We start from the raw sequence: 16,124 nt of genomic DNA, 5'->3' as shown, positions 1-16,124 counted from the left end.
CTTTTCATCGACACCAACATGCGCCAGACCGAACGCGGCGTGATCATCGATTTCGGCGACGGGGACAGCCTGTTCCTTGCCGGGCGCGACCTGACCTCGGAAAGCATCGCGTCGGATATTGTGCTGGTCTGACGTCGTCCGGCGGTCAGATCGAAAACGACGTCCCGCAGCCGCAGCTTGAGGTGGCGTTGGGATTGTCGATCACGAAACGGGCGCCGATCAGTTCATCGGCAAAGTCGATGACGGCGCCCGTCAGAAAGGGCAGCGAGACCGGGTCAACGACCACGCGCTGCCCGCCGCTTTCCAGAATCAGGTCGTCGGCTTCGGCCCTGTCCAGCCGGATATCGTACTGAAAGCCCGAACAGCCGCCGCCCGCAACGGCGACGCGCAGGGGCTGCGCCTCGGCCCCGGCATTGATCTGAGCCAGTCGGGCAAAGGCGCGATCGGTCACTTTCGGAGGCAAGTTCATGCGGTGTTCCCGTTTTCGTCCGTGCCGTCAGAATATAGGCTCGGTGCGCATGCCTCGCAAGGACAGTCCATGAATGCGCCCTATGCCTGCCTTCCCGATGACAGTCGCGGACGGCTTTACACCGAAAACCTGTCAACCTTCCGTTCGCCCTGGCAGCGGGATCGCGACCGCATCATCCATTCCTCGGCCTTTCGTCGGCTGAAGCACAAGACCCAGGTTTTCGTCGAACAAGAGGGCGAGGATTATCGCGGCGACTATTTTCGCACCCGCCTGACTCACACGATCGAGGTGGCTCAGGTCGCGCGGACCATTGCGGGGGCACTTGGGCTGAACACCGATCTGGCCGAAACCGTGGCCCTGGCGCATGATCTGGGCCACCCGCCCTTTGGCCATACGGGCGAGGATGCGCTGGCCGTATTGATGGAACCTTATGGCGGCTTCGATCACAACGCGCAGGCGCTGCGCATCGTGACGCGGCTGGAACGGCATTACGCCGATTTCGACGGTCTGAACCTGACATGGGAGGCGCTTGAGGGAATCGCCAAGCATAACGGTCCGGTGCTGGACGGGGATGCGGGGGCGGGGGCCCCGCTGCCCTATGCGCTGGCCGAGGTGAACACGCTGTGGGATCTGGAACTGCACAGCAATGCCAGCGCCGAGGCGCAGGTTGCCGCTGTCGCCGACGATGTCGCCTATAACCATCACGACCTGCATGACGGGCTGCGCGCCGGACTGTTCACCGAGGACGATCTGGCCGAACTGCCCGTCATCGGCCCCGCCTTTGCCGATGTGGACCGGCTGTATCCCGGACTCGACCACATGCGCCGTCGGCACGAGGCGCTGCGCCGGGTCTTTGGCGTCATGGTCGAGGATGTGATCGCCGTGGCGCAGAACCGGCTGACCGGATTGCAACCACAATCGGCGCAGGAAATCCGCGATATGGATGGCCCGATCATCCGCTTTTCCAAGCCGCTTTACCAGAATCTCAAGGCGATCAAGTCCTTTCTGTTCGCCCGCATGTACCGCGCGCCGTCGGTCGTGGTGGAACGGGCCAGCGTGACGGAAATCCTGAACCAGATGTTCCCGCTGTTCCTGAACGAACCGGCGCTGTTACCCGGCGGCTGGGGCCGTGCGGCGATGGGGGCAGGGGATGAAACGCTGCGGGCGCGGATCGTTCTGGACTATGTGGCGGGGATGACCGACCGCTATGCCATATCCGAACATCAGCGGTTGATCGGGGCTCAGCCGCAATCCAGCGTATAGCTGTTGAAGCTGCGATCAAGATAATTGATCTGTTCGGGGCGATAGAGGTCCGATCCCGGCGGCACAACGTAAAGCCGCGCCAGCCGGTCGGGGTTGCGCGTCGCCCCGGCGCGCGGCCATGACCGTTCGACGCTGGCGAAGGTCCGCGTATGGCACAGCGCGCGCGGACCCGCATCGACCACCTTCATCGAGCCGTCATCCTCGATCAGCCTGACCGAGTGCCCGCCGCGCCGGTTGATGCCGATCAGGCGAAATTCCAGCGGTTCGTCCATCTGGAACCAGTCAGTCAGGTCGCCGAACAGCCGATCCTCGCCCTGCCATGTCCGGCCAAAGGCGAAACGCAGCAGCCAGCTTCCCGGGGGTACCAGCAGGCGGAAATGCTCGCCGCCCCGGATATAGCCGGCCATGACCGGCGTTCCGGTCGCGGGTTCGGTCAGGAACACCACGTAATCCTTGCCCGGCATGGTGCGGACCTGCAACGGCATGGTGGCGGGCAGGCCGCTGCGGTTCCACAGGATCCCGGCGCGCGGGCGTTCGGTTGGATCCTGGGCAAGGGCGGGCAGGGACAGGCACAGCAACAGGGCAAGGGCGAGGCGGCTCATCGGGGTCTCCTATTGCGGTCACTATAGCACCGCTGCCGGGAAATGTGGCGGGGGATCCGCAGCTTTCCGCCTTGCCGCGATATGTTGACGCGGAAGCATCGCTTGTTTTCGCGGGCTTTCCGCGTTATTCCCGTAGGTACATATCGTGTCCGGAGGTCATATGCGTATATCCGTGTTCACCGCTTTCCTGTTGATGTCACCTCTGCCCGCCGCCGCCGATGAGGTGGTGGTCTTTGCGGCTGCCTCGCTGAAGAACGCGATGGATCAGGTTGCCGCCGATTTTTCCGCAGCGACGGGGCATGAAGTCACCGTTTCCTATGCCGGTTCGGGCAATCTGGCCCGGCAGATCATTCAGGGTGCGCCCGCCGATCTTTTCGTTTCCGCCAATACGCAATGGATGGACGAGGTCGAAAAGGCCGGGCTGCTGGCCGATGATGCGCGTGCCGATCTGTTGGGCAATACGCTGGTTCTGATCGCCCATGGCAAGGATGCCGCGCCGGTTGAAATCGGCACCGGCACCGATCTGGCCGGGATACTGAATGGCGGCAAGCTGGCCATGGCGTTGGTCGATTCCGTTCCGGCGGGCCAGTACGGCAAGGCGGCGCTGGAAAATCTGGGGCTGTGGGACGGTGTTGCCACCGATGTCGCGCAGGCTGACAATGTGCGGGCGGCGCTGGCTCTGGTTTCGACGGGCGAGGCGCCGTTCGGCATCGTCTATGCCACCGATGCGGTGGCCGATGACAATGTGACCGTGGTCGGCGCTTTCCCCGCCGCAAGCTATCCGCCGATCATCTATCCTGCCGCGCTGCTGGCCGAATCCGCCGATCAGGGCGACCGCGATTTCTATGACGCTCTGTTTCAGGAACCTGCGGCACAGGCTTTCGCTGCGCAGGGCTTTACGGTGCTGAACCAGCCTGAATGAGCGGCTGGCTGACCCCCGAGGCGTGGCAGGCCGTCGCGCTGTCGTTGCGCGTGTCGGTCGTCGCGGTGCTGGTCAGCCTGCCCTTTGGCCTGTTGATTGCCTATGCGCTGGCGCGCTGGCGCTTTCCGGGGCATGGGCTGCTGAATGGCATCGTGCATTTGCCGCTGGTTCTGCCGCCGGTTGTGACCGGCTACCTGCTGCTGCTGACCTTCGGGCGGCGCGGGCTGATCGGCGGGTTCCTGGACCAGTTCGGGATCGTTTTCGCCTTTCGCTGGACAGGCGCGGCGCTGGCCGCCGCGATCATGGCTTTTCCGCTGATGGTGCGCGCCATCCGGCTGGCTGTCGAGGCCGTCGATCCCAAGCTGGAACAGGCCGCCGCGACGCTTGGCGCATCCCGGACATGGGTGTTTCTGACCGTCACCCTGCCGCTGATCCTGCCCGGCATTCTGGCGGGGATGGTGCTGGCCTTTGCCAAGGCGATGGGTGAATTTGGCGCGACGATCACCTTTGTGTCGAACATTCCCGGCCAGACCCAGACGCTGCCCTCGGCGATCTATGCCTTTCTTCAGGTGCCGGGGGGCGAGGCCGCTGCCGCGCGGCTGGTGCTGATCGCGGTGGCCATCGCGATGATCGCGCTGGTGCTGTCGGAATGGCTGGCGCGCGCCGTCGCCCGGCGGATCGCAGGCGGCTGATGCTGTCGGTCACGATTCGCCACCGCTTTCCGGGCTTTGAACTGGATGCCGCATTCGAGGCCCCCGCCGGGGTGACGGCACTGTTCGGGCATTCTGGCTCCGGCAAGACGACCGTGGTTAACGCGGTCGCGGGATTGCTGCGTCCCGATCATGGCAGGATTCAGGTGGACGGGCTGGTCATGTCGGACAGCGGCACCGGGCGGTTTCTGCCGCCGCATCGGCGCGGTGTCGGCTATGTCTTTCAGGAGGCGCGGCTTTTTCCGCATCTGACGGTACGGCAGAACCTGCTTTATGGCCGGTGGGTCTCGGGGCGGCGCGGTGTCGATCCGGGCCGCGTGATCGAGATGCTGGGCATCGGCCCGCTGCTGACCCGCCGTCCCGGCGCGCTGTCGGGGGGCGAAAAGCAGCGCGTCGCGTTGGGCCGCGCGCTGCTGTCCGATCCGCGCCTGCTGTTGATGGATGAGCCTCTGGCGGCGCTGGATCAGGCCCGCAAGGCCGAGATCCTGCCCTATCTGGAACGGTTGCGCGATGAAACCCGGTTGCCGATCCTGTATGTCAGCCATTCCGCCGATGAGGTCGCCCGCCTGGCCACAACGCTTGTTCTGCTGCGTGACGGGCGCAGCGTCGCGGCGGGACCGGCGGCACAGATCCTGTCAGACCCTCAGGTCGCGCCGGTCATGGGCCTGCACGAGGCGGGCGCGATCCTGTCGGCGCAGGTCGAGATGGCTGACGATGACGGCCTGACGCAGGTGGTGACGGCGGCGGGGCCGCTTTGGGTGCCGCGTCTCGATACCCGGCCGGGCGCGCATCTGCGGCTGCGCATTCTGGCGCAGGATGTGATGATCGCGCTGGACCGTCCGGTGGGGATTTCGGCGCTGAACGTGCTGCCCGCCGTGGTGCGCGACCTGACGCCCGCCGAGACCGGGGTGCTGGTGCGTCTGGATGCGGCGGGCGCGGTGCTGCTGGCGCGGATCACCCGGCGCTCGGCCGCGGCGCTGGCCCTGGCACCGGGGCGGCGGGTGCATGCGGTGCTGAAAACCGTCTCGGTTGCGCCGCGCAATATCGGCGCGATGCCGGATGAGTTTTTGACATTGCCCCCGAATCAGACCCATCATGAGGTCATTTGATGAAAACCCATGGTGGCTGCGATGATGAAACGTTACCTGATACGTCCGGTTTCCTCCAGCGTTGGCGCCGAGGCCGGGCCCGCTGGTCTTGACCATCTGGAAAGCAACGAAAATGCCCAGCAGGTCAAGGACCAGGCCGCCAGCGGCCAGCGGATCATGCACATGTCGCCCCAGGATGCCGAGGCGCTGGCTGCCGAACATCCCGAACTGATCGTCGAAGAAGACAAGCCGCTGCAAATGTTCGGCATGCCCGATCTGGCATTCGCGACGGCAGCCACGGATGGCCGGACATGGGAGGTCACGGTGACATCCAGCGAGGGCGAACCCATCCCCGGCTGCACGATCTTTGCCAGCGGCCCGAATGCCACCTTTCGGGGCGAGACCGACGCCTCGGGCAAGGCCAGGTTGCAGGTTGAACCCGACCGGGTCGAACGGGTGATCGTCTCGCCCCGCGAGGGGTACTGGTCGCAGGTCGTGGCCCCGCCCGCCAATGACAGTCTGGAGGTAACGCTGCGGGTGCTGGACCACACCGCCGCGATGCAAAAGCTGCGTCAGGTGATCGGCCTGCCCGACCAGCCCGCGACGCTTGGCCGGAATGTCCGGCTGGGGGTGATCGACAGCGGCATTGCGCCGGTCGCCGGGCTGACGCTGAAGGGCGGGCTGAACACGCTGGACAATGGTGATCCAACACATTTCGACCGTGACGACGGCGGCCACGGCACCCATGTCGCCGGTCTGATCGCGGCGCAGGCCGCATCCTTCACGGGGCTGGCCCCGGCGGTGGAACTGTATTCGCTGAAGGTGTTTCCGGGCGGCTATACCTCGGATCTGGTCGAGGCGATAGACTGGTGCCGCCTGAACGGGATTAACCTGGTGAACATGTCGCTTGGCATGCAGGGCTGGTCGAACGCGCTGGACCATGCGATCCGGATGGCAATCGATGCAGGGGTGACGCTGGTCGCCGCCACCGGAAATGACGCGATCGGGGTGGCCTTTCCCGCCTCTCATCCCGATGTGATCGCGGTGGGGGCCATTGGCGCGACCGGCAGCTTCCCCGAGGACAGCGCGCATGAATTGCGGATCGGCAAATATCGCGACAGCAGCGGCAAGCTGTTCTCGGCCAGCTTTACCAATTTCGGTCCCGAGGTGGATGTCTGCGCGCAGGGGGTCGCGGTGGCATCGTCGGTGCCGCAGGGCTTTGCGGCATGGGACGGAACCTCGATGGCCACGCCGGTCGTGACCGCACTTCTGGCGCATGTGCTGGAACTGCGACCCGATCTGCGCAGCGACACTGCCGCCGCCGCCCGGGCGCTGCACGAGATCATCCGCAAGGGCGCAACCGATATCGGCATCCCTGCCGAGGTTCAGGGCGCGGGCCTTCCGACGATGCCCGGATTACTGGCCGCCGTGCAGGAAAATCTGCACGTCGTATAGAAAGCGCGTGCCGCCGCGTCATATGATCAGCGGCGGTCTGCCTGACCGGACAGTGGATCATTGGCACTGACGCGCCGATGACGGTAATGCGGGGGGGCTGCGCACAGCCTGTACATGTCGGCGCCGCGACAAGGGGCGTTGGAGGAGGACGCTGATCCGGCGCGGGGACCGGGGGTCAATCGGCGCAGAACAGCCGGTACATCAGGGCAACCACCTCGGCTGCGCGGGGATCGGATACGGAATACAGCCGCGCCTTGCCGTCGCGGCGGCATGTCACCAACCCCTCGGCGCGCAGCCGCGCCAGTTGCTGACTGACGGCGGCCTGCCGTTGTTCCAGCAGGTTCTCAAGCTCGGTCACGGTCTTTTCGCCGCCGGACAGATGGCAGAGGATCATCATCCGCCCCTCATGCGCCAGAGCCTTCAGCAGCGCCGCCGCCTCGGTGGCGCGTTGCTCCATCTCGGCAGAGTTGGACAGAGGCTTGCCGGGCGCGACCGGTTCGGCCTGCTTCAGATCGGGATCAGAAACTGTCAGTTCCGGGTTCATCCGTCTGCCTCCTTGTTAGTGGCAAGCATGCCTGCTTTGGTCAGCAACTCGGCGATCACCGGGTAGAAATAGTGATCGCCGGGATAACCCTCAAGACGCGACAGCTCCTTCCCGTCGCGCAGCAGAACGAAGGTCGGGGTGATCAACGGCCGGCGGTTCAGCACCAGACCATCGGGCCAGGGTCCGTCCAGATCGACGATCAGCAGCGGGGCGACCCGTCCTGCGGCTGATTGCGCAAAGCCCGGCCCGATTTCGCGGTGCCAGGCGGCGCAATAGATGCAGCCCGCCTGTTCGACCATCAGCAGCCGCACCGGCGCGGCCTGCCAGTCGATCGCATCAGAGGCGATTCGCGCGGGCCTGTCCCCGGCCAGAGGCGCAGAGACCGGAAGAGCCGCGCAGATCAGCGCCGTCGCCACGATCTTCAGCCGGGATGTCAGGGGTTTGACCAACATCGCTTTTGCGCCCTTACGAAATATCCACCTTTCGGCCTTTATACTGCCCCGCAAGATAGCGGGCCATCCTGACCCGCTTTGTCGCACATACCGGATGATCATGCGAACATATAATCTCTTGCGCGTTCCAGTTGCCGGGTTTTCGGGGCGGGGCAGGGACAGCGGTCAGTCACGCCCCTTCTGCGGGCAGGGTTTCGGACAGATAGCGCATCATGTTTCCACCCATCACCTTGGCGATTACCGGTTCGGACAGCCCCGCATCCATCAGCGCCTGCGTCAGTGCCGCCAGATGCGCGGTGTCGAAAGGCACATCGACCGAGCCGTCGTAATCCGACCCCAGCGAGACGTGATCCGCGCCCACAAGGGCGATGGCCGCCAGGACCGAGGCGGCGATGTCGTCCGGGGTCTTGCCGCAGACGAAATGCGACCAGAAACCGATGCCGATCACGCCGCCCTTTGCCGCGATCTGGCGCATCAGGTCGTCGTCCAGATTGCGGTGCACGGCGCAATGGCCGTGAATGCCGGTATGCGACAGGATCGGGCGCGTCCCCTGAATGGCCAGAACATCGCGGACCATCTGCGGCGAGGCATGGGCAAGGTCGATCACCATGCCCTTGTCCATCATCCGCGCCACCACCTGCCGCCCGAAATCCGTCAGACCCCGGCCGTCGCCCGCGCCATGCAGGCTGCCGCCCAGTTCGTTGTCAAAGAAATGCGTCAGCCCCATCAGGCGGAACCCGGCGTCATAAAGAACGTCCAGATTGGCCAGATCACCCTCAAGCGCATGCCCCCCCTCGGCCCCCAGGATCGCGCCCAGAACCTGCGCGCCCCCGGCGCGCGCCTGCAATACGGCAGCCAGATCGTCGCGGGTCAGGATCAGCCGCAGGCTATCGGGTGCCTTGCCGGCCAGGTCGCGCAGCTCGTGTGCCTGAACCAGCGCGCGTTCCCGCAGCGAAAACCACGACCGGACCGGACGCAACTGGCCCATGAACATCAGCGTGATATTGTCTGCCGCTTCGGTGCTGTTCGTCCGGTCATTCAGCCCGCGCGGGCTTTTCGTCACGGTGGTAAAGACCTGCACTGCCACATTGCCCTGTTGCAGCCGGGGCAGATCGGTATGCCCGCGCGAGGCGCGGTTGCGCAGATTGCGATCCCACAGCAGCGCGTCCGAGTGCCAGTCACCGATCACCAGCCGCTGATGCAGCGACTTGGCCTTGTCGCTGACGGGCCAGCCGCCTTCGGGCATCGTTATCGGGTTCAGCGCGCGTTCGACAATGCCCGGCGCAAGGATGAAAAACGCCGCAGCGGCAACCAGAAACAGGATCACGATGCCGCGCAATATCCGAACCACCATCATCGCCGCCTTCTGTTTTCCGACCAATGCCATGACTATCGGCCAGTGCCGCCAGGCGTGCAAGCCCGGTCTCGGCGCGCGGAGGTCAGGTCACAGAACCCGGTGGCGGACCTGCGCGGACAGTTCGATCGCGGCGGCATGCAGGCGCGACAGGCTAAGCTGGTCGCGGATTTCAGCCAGCATCTCGATCTCGCCCTCGTAAAGCCGCCCGTCTGCCGCCCCGACATCGCAGGCCAGCGCATAGGCGGTCTCGTACAGCTTTTCGGGCAATGCGTCGCGGATCAGGCCGAACAGGGCGTCCAGTCCTTCCTCTTCCTCGAACAGGGTCATTACCGTCTGGCTGATCGCGCGGATCCGGTCTTCGTCGTAATTGGCAAAGATCGGCATATGGTCCACCATGCGCTGTATCGCCACCAGTTCCGATGTGCGCATCGTCTCGTCCGAGGCCGAGACGGCGACCATGACGGCCACAAGGGCGTCGCAGGGCGAGAATGAGGGCAGGTCGATGGTCATGCTTGTGCCTCCGTCGGTTTCAGAGGCAAATTATTGACGATTCCGCGCGCTTTCAATAAGGCGTCAAAGCCTTGACACAGGAGAAGATGCGATGACCACCCTGCGCGATGCGGCGATGAAATCGAAGGCCTGGCCGTTCGAAGAGGCCCGCCGGGTGCTGAAACGCTATGAAAAGAAGGCGCCCGAAAAGGGATATGTGCTGTTCGAGACGGGCTATGGCCCCTCGGGGTTGCCGCATATCGGCACCTTTGGCGAGGTGGCGCGCACGACGATGATCCGCCGCGCGTTCGAGATTATCAGCGACATCCCGACCCGCCTGATCTGCTTTTCCGACGATATGGACGGGATGCGCAAGGTACCCGAAAACGTGCCGCAGCAGGACATGTTGCATGGCCATCTTCAGGAACCGCTGACAACCGTGCCCGACCCGTTCGGCGAATATGACAGCTTTGGCGCGCATAATAACGCCATGCTGCGCCGGTTTCTGGACACGTTCGGCTTTCAGTATGAATTTGTCAGCGCCACCGATTTCTACAGATCGGGCCATTTCGACAAGGTTCTGCTGCGCGCGACCGAGAAATACGACGACATCATGCAGGTGATGCTGGCCAGCCTGCGCGAGGAACGCCAGCAGACCTATAGCTGTTTCCTGCCGATCAGCCCGAAAAGCGGTCGGGTGCTGTATGTGCCGATCCGCGATGTCGATCCGCGCGCCGGAACCATCACCTTCGACGACGAGGACGGGCAGGAAACAACGCTGCCGGTTACGGGCGGCAATGTGAAATTGCAGTGGAAGCCAGATTTCGGTGCGCGTTGGGCGGCGCTGGATGTCGATTTCGAGATGTATGGCAAGGATCACAGTACCAACACCCCGATCTATGATCGCATCTGCGAGATTCTGGGTGGCCACAAGCCCGAGCATTTCACCTATGAGCTGTTTCTGGATCAGCACGGCCAGAAGATCAGCAAATCCAAGGGGAACGGGCTGTCCATCGACGAATGGCTGACCTATGCCTCGGCGGAAAGCCTGTCCTATTTCATGTTCCAGAAACCCAAGACGGCCAAGCGGATGCATTTCGATGTGATCCCGAAGGCGGTGGATGAATATCACCAGCAATTGCGTGCCTATCCCGGTCAGGGCACAGAGCAGCAGGCCGCGAATCCGGTATGGCATATTCATGGCGGCGAGGTGCCGGCCTCGGATATGGTGGTGCCGTTCCAGATGCTGCTGAACCTGGCCTCGGTCGCGGGGGCGACAGACAAGGAAGGGCTGTGGGGCTTTATTCGCCGCTATGCCCCCGAGGCCAGCCCTGAAACGCATCCGGCGCTGGATCAGGCGGCCGGGTTCGCAGTGCGCTATTTCACCGATTTCGTGGCACCCACACGGCAGTTCCGGCTGCCCTCGGATGCCGAGCGCGCGGCGATCGCCGATCTGGACGGGCGGCTTGCCGCATGGGACCAGCCCGCCGATGCCGAAACGCTGCAATCCATGGTCTTTGCAGTCGGCAAGGATCACGGGTTCGATTCCCTGCGCGACTGGTTTGCCGCGCTTTATCAGGTGCTGCTGGGTGCCGATCAGGGGCCGCGTTTCGGAGGCTTTGTTGCGCTGTATGGCATCGACGAGACCCGCGCCCTGATCCGGCGCGCGCTGGCGGGTGAACTGGCGTAAAGCGCTGCCTGAAAGGGCGCACGGGCAGGGCAAAGCCCGCCCCGTCGCTGCCGCCCGGCCCAAGGCGCGCTTCGCGCGCGGCAGGGCTGCAGATGGCGTGGCCGGTCGCGCTTGCCTGTCGCGGCGATGGAGGCAGCCCATGGAGGGTATGACGAGATTCACGGGCGGGTTGGATATATCTGATTTTGCAGAATTTTTATTCTGAAGCCGCCAGCCGGTTTTCGAGAATCGTCCTTAGCGCGGCAGGCGAAGGGTGCGGTCATTCTCGATCTGCGCCCAGTCCGGCCACCAGCCCAGCCTTTCCAACCCGAAAATGACCAGCGCAAGCAGAACCACGCCCAGAACCAGCCGGACCCTGCGCGGCCCCGGCGGGTTTCTTGCCCATTTCGTGATCCGAAGCAGCCAGTTGAGGTTGTCCATTGGCCGATTGCCCTGCTAATTCAGGGTGATCAGACGATATGACATGCCAGAACTCAAGAGCCCAACTTGCCGCATCATCAGGACAGCCGCGACCTTCCCTATTCCGCCCGCCAGATGTTCGATCTTGTGGCGGATGTTGAACGTTATCCGCAGTTTTTGCCGTGGAACAGCGCCGCGCGGATCAGGTCACGGCGGTTGCGGGATGATGGGGCCGAAGAGGTGCAGGCGGAATTGATTATCAGTTTCAAGGTGTTCCGCGAAAAGTTCGGCAGTCATGTGGTGCTGTGGCCGACCGAGGCCGCGCCCTTGCGGATCGACACGGAATATCTGGACGGCCCGTTCCGGCACATGCGCAGCGGCTGGACCTTTTCGGACCGGCCCGAAGGCGGCTGCCGCATTGATTTCTTTGTGGATTTCGAGTTTCGCAACGCCATCCTGCAACGCCTGATCGGGGTGGTGTTCCACGAGGCGATGACCCGCATCGTCCGCGCATTCGAGGAAAGGGCGCGGGAATTATACGGGCAGGGCTGACCCCGAAAGCCGCCCGCACACACCCGGTGACAAGGCGTAAACCGCCAGCGCGCGTTGCGCCGCGCAACAGCCAAAAGGGCTTTGCCCGGTCACGGCTTCGCGCTAGGGTGCTGCCATTTCCGGTTGCATTCACGGTCAGGCATTGTCTCGCAGATTTCACCCCTCCCGCCATTTTCGCAAACGCCGCCGCACCCCGGTTCAGGGGGATGCCGGGATCGCCCATATCGACGCGCTGACGGCGACGGGGCGGGTGAACTGGCTGGTACTGCTGGCCAATCTGGCCTTCGCGCTGATCACTGCTCTGGGGGTTCAGGACGCCGATTTCTTCGTCGCCAGCCGCCAGACACAATTGCCACTGGTCAATGTCTCGATCCCGACATTCTCGTTCTTCATCTGTGCCCCGATCCTCGGGGCAGCGCTGTATGTCTATCTGCACCTGCATATCTGCAAGGTGACCGAGGCGCTGGCCAAGGCGCGGCCTACCACGCCGAATCTGGAAGAGCGCATGACGCCATGGTTGCTGAACGATTTCGTGCTGCGCCGACGCAAGGACCGCGATCAGGTCATCCGCCGCCGCCCGATGGACTGGTTGGCGGGGCTGGCAACGCGGGGTCTTGTCTGGTGGGCAGGACCGGTCGTTTTATTGCTGATGTGGGTCCGGACATGGCCCGCCCATAGCCTGTTGCTGAGCCTGGTTTGCGCGGCCTGCATGATGATCAGCCTCTATGCCGGTGCGATGTCATGGGCCAAGATGCAGGTTGATATGGGGCACCGTCAGGCGCGCTGGACACGGATCACGACAATGGTGATTACCCTGCTGATCGTTCCGGTCGGCTGGATGACCACGGCGAACAGCAAGGGGTTTGGTGCGTTGCCGATAACCTTGCCAAGCACATGGCCCGTTGCGGTTATCAGTTATACCGGTGAGGAAACCGGGCACCTGACCAATTTGCAACGGATCGAGAAATGGGCGCAGGAGGTTCCGGCAGGGTTTGATGCGCCGGTCAGCACCCGGATGGCGGCATGGCTTTGGAAGGCCGCGACCGGGCTTCTTGTACTCGACCCTGTAAATTTGGAAAAAGCCCCCTTATCTGTTCTTCCCTTTGAAGAGCGGGATATGGATATATCCATCGCTCGTTATCGAATCGCATTTTGTGAACGGCATACGGTCTCTGCCATAGAATGCTTGAAATTTTCCGAAGCTAATGGTGCTGCGTTTCAAAGGGAATGGAGCGAGCACCGGAATGCGCTGATCAGAAGAATAGAAAAACCCAACTTTCACTTGCGTGAGCTGCGGGATGGAAATTTCTCGGATGCGGAATTGACCGGCATCGACATGACATCGGCCCTGGTTTCTGGTGCACGTTTTGCGGGCTCGATCATGGAACGCGTAGAGCTGCGAGGGGCCATCGCGCGAAAAGCTGACTTCGGGCGCGCCGATCTTAGATATGCGACAATGCAGCGGGCCAAATTATCAGAGAGCGTATTCACCAATGCCAATCTGTCTGATGCTGATTTATCGGGTGTGGAGGCACAAGCTGCTGTTTTCAGCGGTGCTTCGATGCGGTCTGTACCATTGGATTTCGCATCGCTTGAGTTTGCGGATTTTGATGGCGCCGATCTGACGAATGCGAAGCTTTTTAATGCTCCGCTTATACGGGCAAATCTGCGTGGGGCGACGTTGATTTCTGCCGATCTGCGCCGAACTAAACTTGCCGGAGCCGATCTGCGCGATGCCACGGCGGCAGGCGCGCTGTTTTGGGGGGCAGAGATTACCGGTGCCGATTTGCGGGGCGCGGATTTCAAGGATGCATCCTGGGAGGATGCCGAAGTCTCGTCCTCGGTTGCCCATTCTGCCGATTTTCGCGGCGGAATCGGGCTGGGGCAACAGCATCTTTCGGGCATGATCGGGGATGAAAGAACGCTGCTGCCGCCAGCGAACCTCTGGGCAGAGGGTGACGACCTGTATGTGCCGTCCTGCTGGGAAACGGAACCCGAGGATTGGGCGACGCTTGTCCTTGCCCATTCGCCGAGGGGCATGAATACTGACCGGCTGCGTCAGACCATGACCGAAGACGAGATGCGCGCCGCATTCCTCTGTGCCCCCGGCGAGGTGCCGCAGAAGACGGGGACGCCGTGGCCGCTGGACCGGGAACCTCCCTGGGAGGAGGATCCCGATTGGCGGCCGTTGGATCGCGGGCCTGTCAGGTAAGGGCGGCTTTCAACGCCTCGGCCCTGTCGGTCTTTTCCCAACTGAACGCCGTCGCCCCGGCCAGCGCATAAGGTGCGCGACCGAAATGGCCGTAGGTGGCGGTGGGGCGATAGATCGGGTGCAGCAGGTCCAGATCGCGGATGATGGCGAAGGGGCGCAGGTCAAAGACCTGACGTATCGCCGCCACGATCCGGTCATGGGGGACGGTTTCAGTGCCAAAGGTATTGAGGCTGATCGAGGTGGGCTGCGCCTCGCCGATGGCATAGCTGACCTGAATCTCGCAGCGGCTGGCCAGCCCGGCGGCGACGATGTTCTTGGCGACCCAGCGGCCCGCATAGGCGGCGCTGCGGTCCACCTTGGACGGATCCTTGCCCGAAAACGCCCCGCCGCCATGCCGCGCCATGCCGCCATAGCTGTCCACGATGATCTTGCGCCCGGTCAGGCCGCAATCGCCCACCGGCCCGCCGATCACGAATTTGCCGGTCGGGTTGATGAAATATTTCGTCGCCGCCGTCAGCCATTCGGCGGGCAGGACGGGCTTGATGATTTCCTCGATCACGGCTTCGCGCAGATCGGCCAGCGCGATGTCGGGGTTATGCTGGGTGGACAGGACCACCGCATCGACCCCCCCCGGACGGCCATCGGCGTCGTAATGGAACGTCACCTGCGACTTTGCGTCGGGGCGCAGCCAGGCCAGCGTGCCGTCGCGGCGGACCTGCGCCTGACGCTGGACCAGCCGGTGCGCATAGGTAATCGGCGCGGGCATCAGCACGTCGGTTTCGTCGCTGGCATAGCCGAACATCAGCCCCTGATCGCCTGCTCCCTGATCCTCCAGCGTGTCGCGATCCACGCCCTGATTGATTTCGGGCGATTGCTTGCCGATGATGTTGATGACCGAGCAGGTCGCGCCGTCAAAGCCGACTTCGCTGCTGGAATAGCCGATGTCGTTGATCACTTCGCGCACGATCGATTCAAGATCGACCCAGGCGGATGTGGTGATCTCGCCCGAGATGATGGCGACGCCGGTTTTCACCATGGTCTCGCAGGCGACACGCGCGCGCGGATCCTCGGCCATGATGGCGTCGAGGATGGCATCGCTGATCTGGTCGGCAATCTTGTCGGGATGGCCCTCGGAGACGGATTCCGAGGTGAACAGGGAATATTCGGTCATGGGTTCAATACCGGTAATGATCTGACTTGAACGGGCCTTCGGGTGTCACGCCGATATAATCGGCTTGTTCGCGCGTCAGTTGTGTCAGCTTGACCCCGATCTTGTCCAGATGCAGCCGCGCGACTTTTTCGTCCAGCGCCTTGGGAAGGATGTAAACGCCGGGGTGATAGTCGTCGCCCTTGGTGAACAGCTCGATCTGGGCCAGCACCTGATTGGTGAAACTGGCCGACATGACGAAGGACGGATGGCCGGTCGCGTTGCCAAGGTTCAGCAGACGGCCCTGGCTCAGCAGGATGATGCGGCTGCCGGATGGCATCTCGATCATGTCCACCTGGTCCTTGATATTGGTCCATTTGTGGTTTTTCAGCGCAGCGACCTGGATTTCATTGTCGAAATGGCCGATATTGCCGACGATGGCCATGTCCTTCATCGCGCGCATATGCTCCAGCCGGATCACGTCACGATTGCCGGTGGTGGTGATGAAGATATCGGCGGTTTCGGCCACATCCTCAAGCGTCACGACCTCAAAGCCGTCCATGGCGGCCTGAAGCGCGCAGATCGGATCGACCTCGGTGACTTTCACCCGCGCACCCGCGCCGCGCAAGGATGCGGCGCTGCCCTTGCCAACATCGCCATAGCCGCAGACGAAGTCGACCTTTCACTCCATCATCACGTCGGTCTCCCGGCGAATGCCATCTACAAGGCTTTCCTTGCAGCCATACTTCTTATCGAATTTCGATTTGGTGACG

General features: G+C 63.2%; 16 protein-coding genes and 1 pseudogene. 8 read left to right on the top strand and 9 right to left on the bottom strand.

Annotated elements, in window-relative coordinates:
- Positions 1-145 precede the first annotated feature (145 nt).
- Complete coding sequence (locus ACK5L9_RS20035; RefSeq protein ID WP_416913218.1) at positions 146-469, bottom strand: HesB/IscA family protein; 324 nt, start codon at positions 467-469, stop codon at positions 146-148.
- A gap of 69 nt (positions 470-538) precedes the next feature.
- On the opposite strand from ACK5L9_RS20035, the gene ACK5L9_RS20030 reads away from it, so the two are divergent.
- The gene (locus ACK5L9_RS20030; RefSeq protein ID WP_416913217.1) at positions 539-1,732 is read left to right on the top strand and encodes a deoxyguanosinetriphosphate triphosphohydrolase; all 1,194 of its coding nucleotides are present in this window, start codon (positions 539-541) and stop codon (positions 1,730-1,732) included.
- Here ACK5L9_RS20030 and ACK5L9_RS20025 read toward each other — a convergent pair.
- Positions 1,711-2,334 (bottom strand): hypothetical protein, encoded by a 624-nt coding sequence (locus ACK5L9_RS20025; RefSeq protein WP_416913216.1) that lies wholly within the window; start codon positions 2,332-2,334, stop codon positions 1,711-1,713. The genes ACK5L9_RS20030 and ACK5L9_RS20025 overlap by 22 nt on opposite strands.
- Before the next feature lie 160 nt (positions 2,335-2,494).
- On the opposite strand from ACK5L9_RS20025, the gene modA reads away from it, so the two are divergent.
- Genes modA through ACK5L9_RS20005 form a run of 4 tightly spaced genes read left to right on the top strand, consistent with a single transcriptional unit; the run spans position 2,495 to position 6,509 of the window.
- Positions 2,495-3,256 carry a molybdate ABC transporter substrate-binding protein gene (gene modA / locus ACK5L9_RS20020; protein WP_416913215.1) on the top strand — a complete coding sequence of 254 codons (762 nt, stop codon included), beginning with the start codon at positions 2,495-2,497 and terminating at the stop codon, positions 3,254-3,256.
- Positions 3,253-3,948, top strand: coding sequence for a molybdate ABC transporter permease subunit (gene modB, locus ACK5L9_RS20015; protein WP_416913214.1), 696 nt, complete (start codon positions 3,253-3,255; stop codon positions 3,946-3,948). Before modA ends, modB begins: the two co-directional genes overlap by 4 nt.
- Positions 3,945-5,075, top strand: a complete 1,131-nt coding sequence (gene modC / locus ACK5L9_RS20010) for a molybdenum ABC transporter ATP-binding protein (protein ID WP_416913220.1) — start codon at positions 3,945-3,947, stop codon at positions 5,073-5,075. The genes modB and modC overlap by 4 nt, the downstream gene beginning before the upstream one ends.
- Before the next feature lie 21 nt (positions 5,076-5,096).
- Complete coding sequence (locus ACK5L9_RS20005; protein ID WP_416913213.1) at positions 5,097-6,509, top strand: S8 family serine peptidase; 1,413 nt, start codon at positions 5,097-5,099, stop codon at positions 6,507-6,509.
- Positions 6,510-6,684: 175 nt separating this feature from the next.
- Here the strand turns inward: ACK5L9_RS20005 and ACK5L9_RS20000 are convergent, their stop codons facing one another.
- From ACK5L9_RS20000 to ACK5L9_RS19985, 4 genes are all read right to left on the bottom strand, one after another.
- The gene (locus ACK5L9_RS20000; protein WP_416913212.1) at positions 6,685-7,053 is read right to left on the bottom strand and encodes an ArsR/SmtB family transcription factor; all 369 of its coding nucleotides are present in this window, start codon (positions 7,051-7,053) and stop codon (positions 6,685-6,687) included.
- The gene (locus tag ACK5L9_RS19995) at positions 7,050-7,505 is read right to left on the bottom strand and encodes a thioredoxin family protein (protein ID WP_416913211.1); all 456 of its coding nucleotides are present in this window, start codon (positions 7,503-7,505) and stop codon (positions 7,050-7,052) included. The genes ACK5L9_RS20000 and ACK5L9_RS19995 overlap by 4 nt, the downstream gene beginning before the upstream one ends.
- A gap of 169 nt (positions 7,506-7,674) precedes the next feature.
- Positions 7,675-8,859 carry a dipeptidase gene (locus ACK5L9_RS19990; RefSeq protein ID WP_416913219.1) on the bottom strand — a complete coding sequence of 395 codons (1,185 nt, stop codon included), beginning with the start codon at positions 8,857-8,859 and terminating at the stop codon, positions 7,675-7,677.
- Between the two features lie 90 nt (positions 8,860-8,949).
- Positions 8,950-9,372 (bottom strand): tellurite resistance TerB family protein, encoded by a 423-nt coding sequence (locus tag ACK5L9_RS19985; RefSeq protein ID WP_416913210.1) that lies wholly within the window; start codon positions 9,370-9,372, stop codon positions 8,950-8,952.
- A 91-nt stretch (positions 9,373-9,463) separates the two neighbouring features.
- Between ACK5L9_RS19985 and ACK5L9_RS19980 the strand changes: the two genes are divergently transcribed.
- Positions 9,464-11,041 (top strand): lysine--tRNA ligase, encoded by a 1,578-nt coding sequence (locus tag ACK5L9_RS19980; protein ID WP_416913209.1) that lies wholly within the window; start codon positions 9,464-9,466, stop codon positions 11,039-11,041.
- A gap of 234 nt (positions 11,042-11,275) precedes the next feature.
- Here the strand turns inward: ACK5L9_RS19980 and ACK5L9_RS19975 are convergent, their stop codons facing one another.
- Positions 11,276-11,461, bottom strand: coding sequence for a hypothetical protein (locus ACK5L9_RS19975; protein WP_416913208.1), 186 nt, complete (start codon positions 11,459-11,461; stop codon positions 11,276-11,278).
- A 66-nt stretch (positions 11,462-11,527) separates the two neighbouring features.
- Between ACK5L9_RS19975 and ACK5L9_RS19970 the strand changes: the two genes are divergently transcribed.
- Both ACK5L9_RS19970 and ACK5L9_RS19965 read left to right on the top strand, forming a co-directional pair.
- Positions 11,528-11,992, top strand: a complete 465-nt coding sequence (locus ACK5L9_RS19970; protein ID WP_416913207.1) for a type II toxin-antitoxin system RatA family toxin — start codon at positions 11,528-11,530, stop codon at positions 11,990-11,992.
- Between the two features lie 250 nt (positions 11,993-12,242).
- Complete coding sequence (locus tag ACK5L9_RS19965) at positions 12,243-14,204, top strand: pentapeptide repeat-containing protein (protein WP_416913206.1); 1,962 nt, start codon at positions 12,243-12,245, stop codon at positions 14,202-14,204.
- Here the strand turns inward: ACK5L9_RS19965 and metK are convergent.
- Positions 14,197-15,375 carry a methionine adenosyltransferase gene (gene metK / locus ACK5L9_RS19960; protein ID WP_416913205.1) on the bottom strand — a complete coding sequence of 393 codons (1,179 nt, stop codon included), beginning with the start codon at positions 15,373-15,375 and terminating at the stop codon, positions 14,197-14,199. The genes ACK5L9_RS19965 and metK overlap by 8 nt on opposite strands.
- 4 nt (positions 15,376-15,379) lie before the next feature.
- A pseudogene (locus tag ACK5L9_RS19955) lies at positions 15,380-16,124 on the bottom strand (adenosylhomocysteinase); the annotation flags it as partial.

Source organism: Paracoccus sp. (in: a-proteobacteria), from assembly GCF_047973135.1.
Classification (GTDB): Bacteria; Pseudomonadota; Alphaproteobacteria; order Rhodobacterales; family Rhodobacteraceae; genus Paracoccus.
The sequence above is the reverse complement of the archived record's forward strand: the minus strand, read 5'-3'. Positions and strand labels throughout refer to the sequence as shown.

What these genes read in the sequence shown, in the direction of transcription:
- ACK5L9_RS20035 (WP_416913218.1), bottom strand. Translation starts at nt 469, where the DNA reads ATGAACTTGCCTCCGAAAGTGACCGATCGCGCCTTTGCCCGACTGGCT.
- ACK5L9_RS20030 (WP_416913217.1), top strand. Translation starts at nt 539, where the DNA reads ATGAATGCGCCCTATGCCTGCCTTCCCGATGACAGTCGCGGACGGCTT.
- ACK5L9_RS20025 (WP_416913216.1), bottom strand. Translation starts at nt 2,334, where the DNA reads ATGAGCCGCCTCGCCCTTGCCCTGTTGCTGTGCCTGTCCCTGCCCGCC.
- modA (WP_416913215.1), top strand. Translation starts at nt 2,495, where the DNA reads ATGCGTATATCCGTGTTCACCGCTTTCCTGTTGATGTCACCTCTGCCC.
- modB (WP_416913214.1), top strand. Translation starts at nt 3,253, where the DNA reads ATGAGCGGCTGGCTGACCCCCGAGGCGTGGCAGGCCGTCGCGCTGTCG.
- ACK5L9_RS20005 (WP_416913213.1), top strand. Translation starts at nt 5,097, where the DNA reads ATGATGAAACGTTACCTGATACGTCCGGTTTCCTCCAGCGTTGGCGCC.
- ACK5L9_RS20000 (WP_416913212.1), bottom strand. Translation starts at nt 7,053, where the DNA reads ATGAACCCGGAACTGACAGTTTCTGATCCCGATCTGAAGCAGGCCGAA.
- ACK5L9_RS19995 (WP_416913211.1), bottom strand. Translation starts at nt 7,505, where the DNA reads ATGTTGGTCAAACCCCTGACATCCCGGCTGAAGATCGTGGCGACGGCG.
- ACK5L9_RS19990 (WP_416913219.1), bottom strand. Translation starts at nt 8,859, where the DNA reads ATGGTGGTTCGGATATTGCGCGGCATCGTGATCCTGTTTCTGGTTGCC.
- ACK5L9_RS19985 (WP_416913210.1), bottom strand. Translation starts at nt 9,372, where the DNA reads ATGACCATCGACCTGCCCTCATTCTCGCCCTGCGACGCCCTTGTGGCC.
- ACK5L9_RS19980 (WP_416913209.1), top strand. Translation starts at nt 9,464, where the DNA reads ATGACCACCCTGCGCGATGCGGCGATGAAATCGAAGGCCTGGCCGTTC.
- ACK5L9_RS19975 (WP_416913208.1), bottom strand. Translation starts at nt 11,461, where the DNA reads ATGGACAACCTCAACTGGCTGCTTCGGATCACGAAATGGGCAAGAAAC.
- metK (WP_416913205.1), bottom strand. Translation starts at nt 15,375, where the DNA reads ATGACCGAATATTCCCTGTTCACCTCGGAATCCGTCTCCGAGGGCCAT.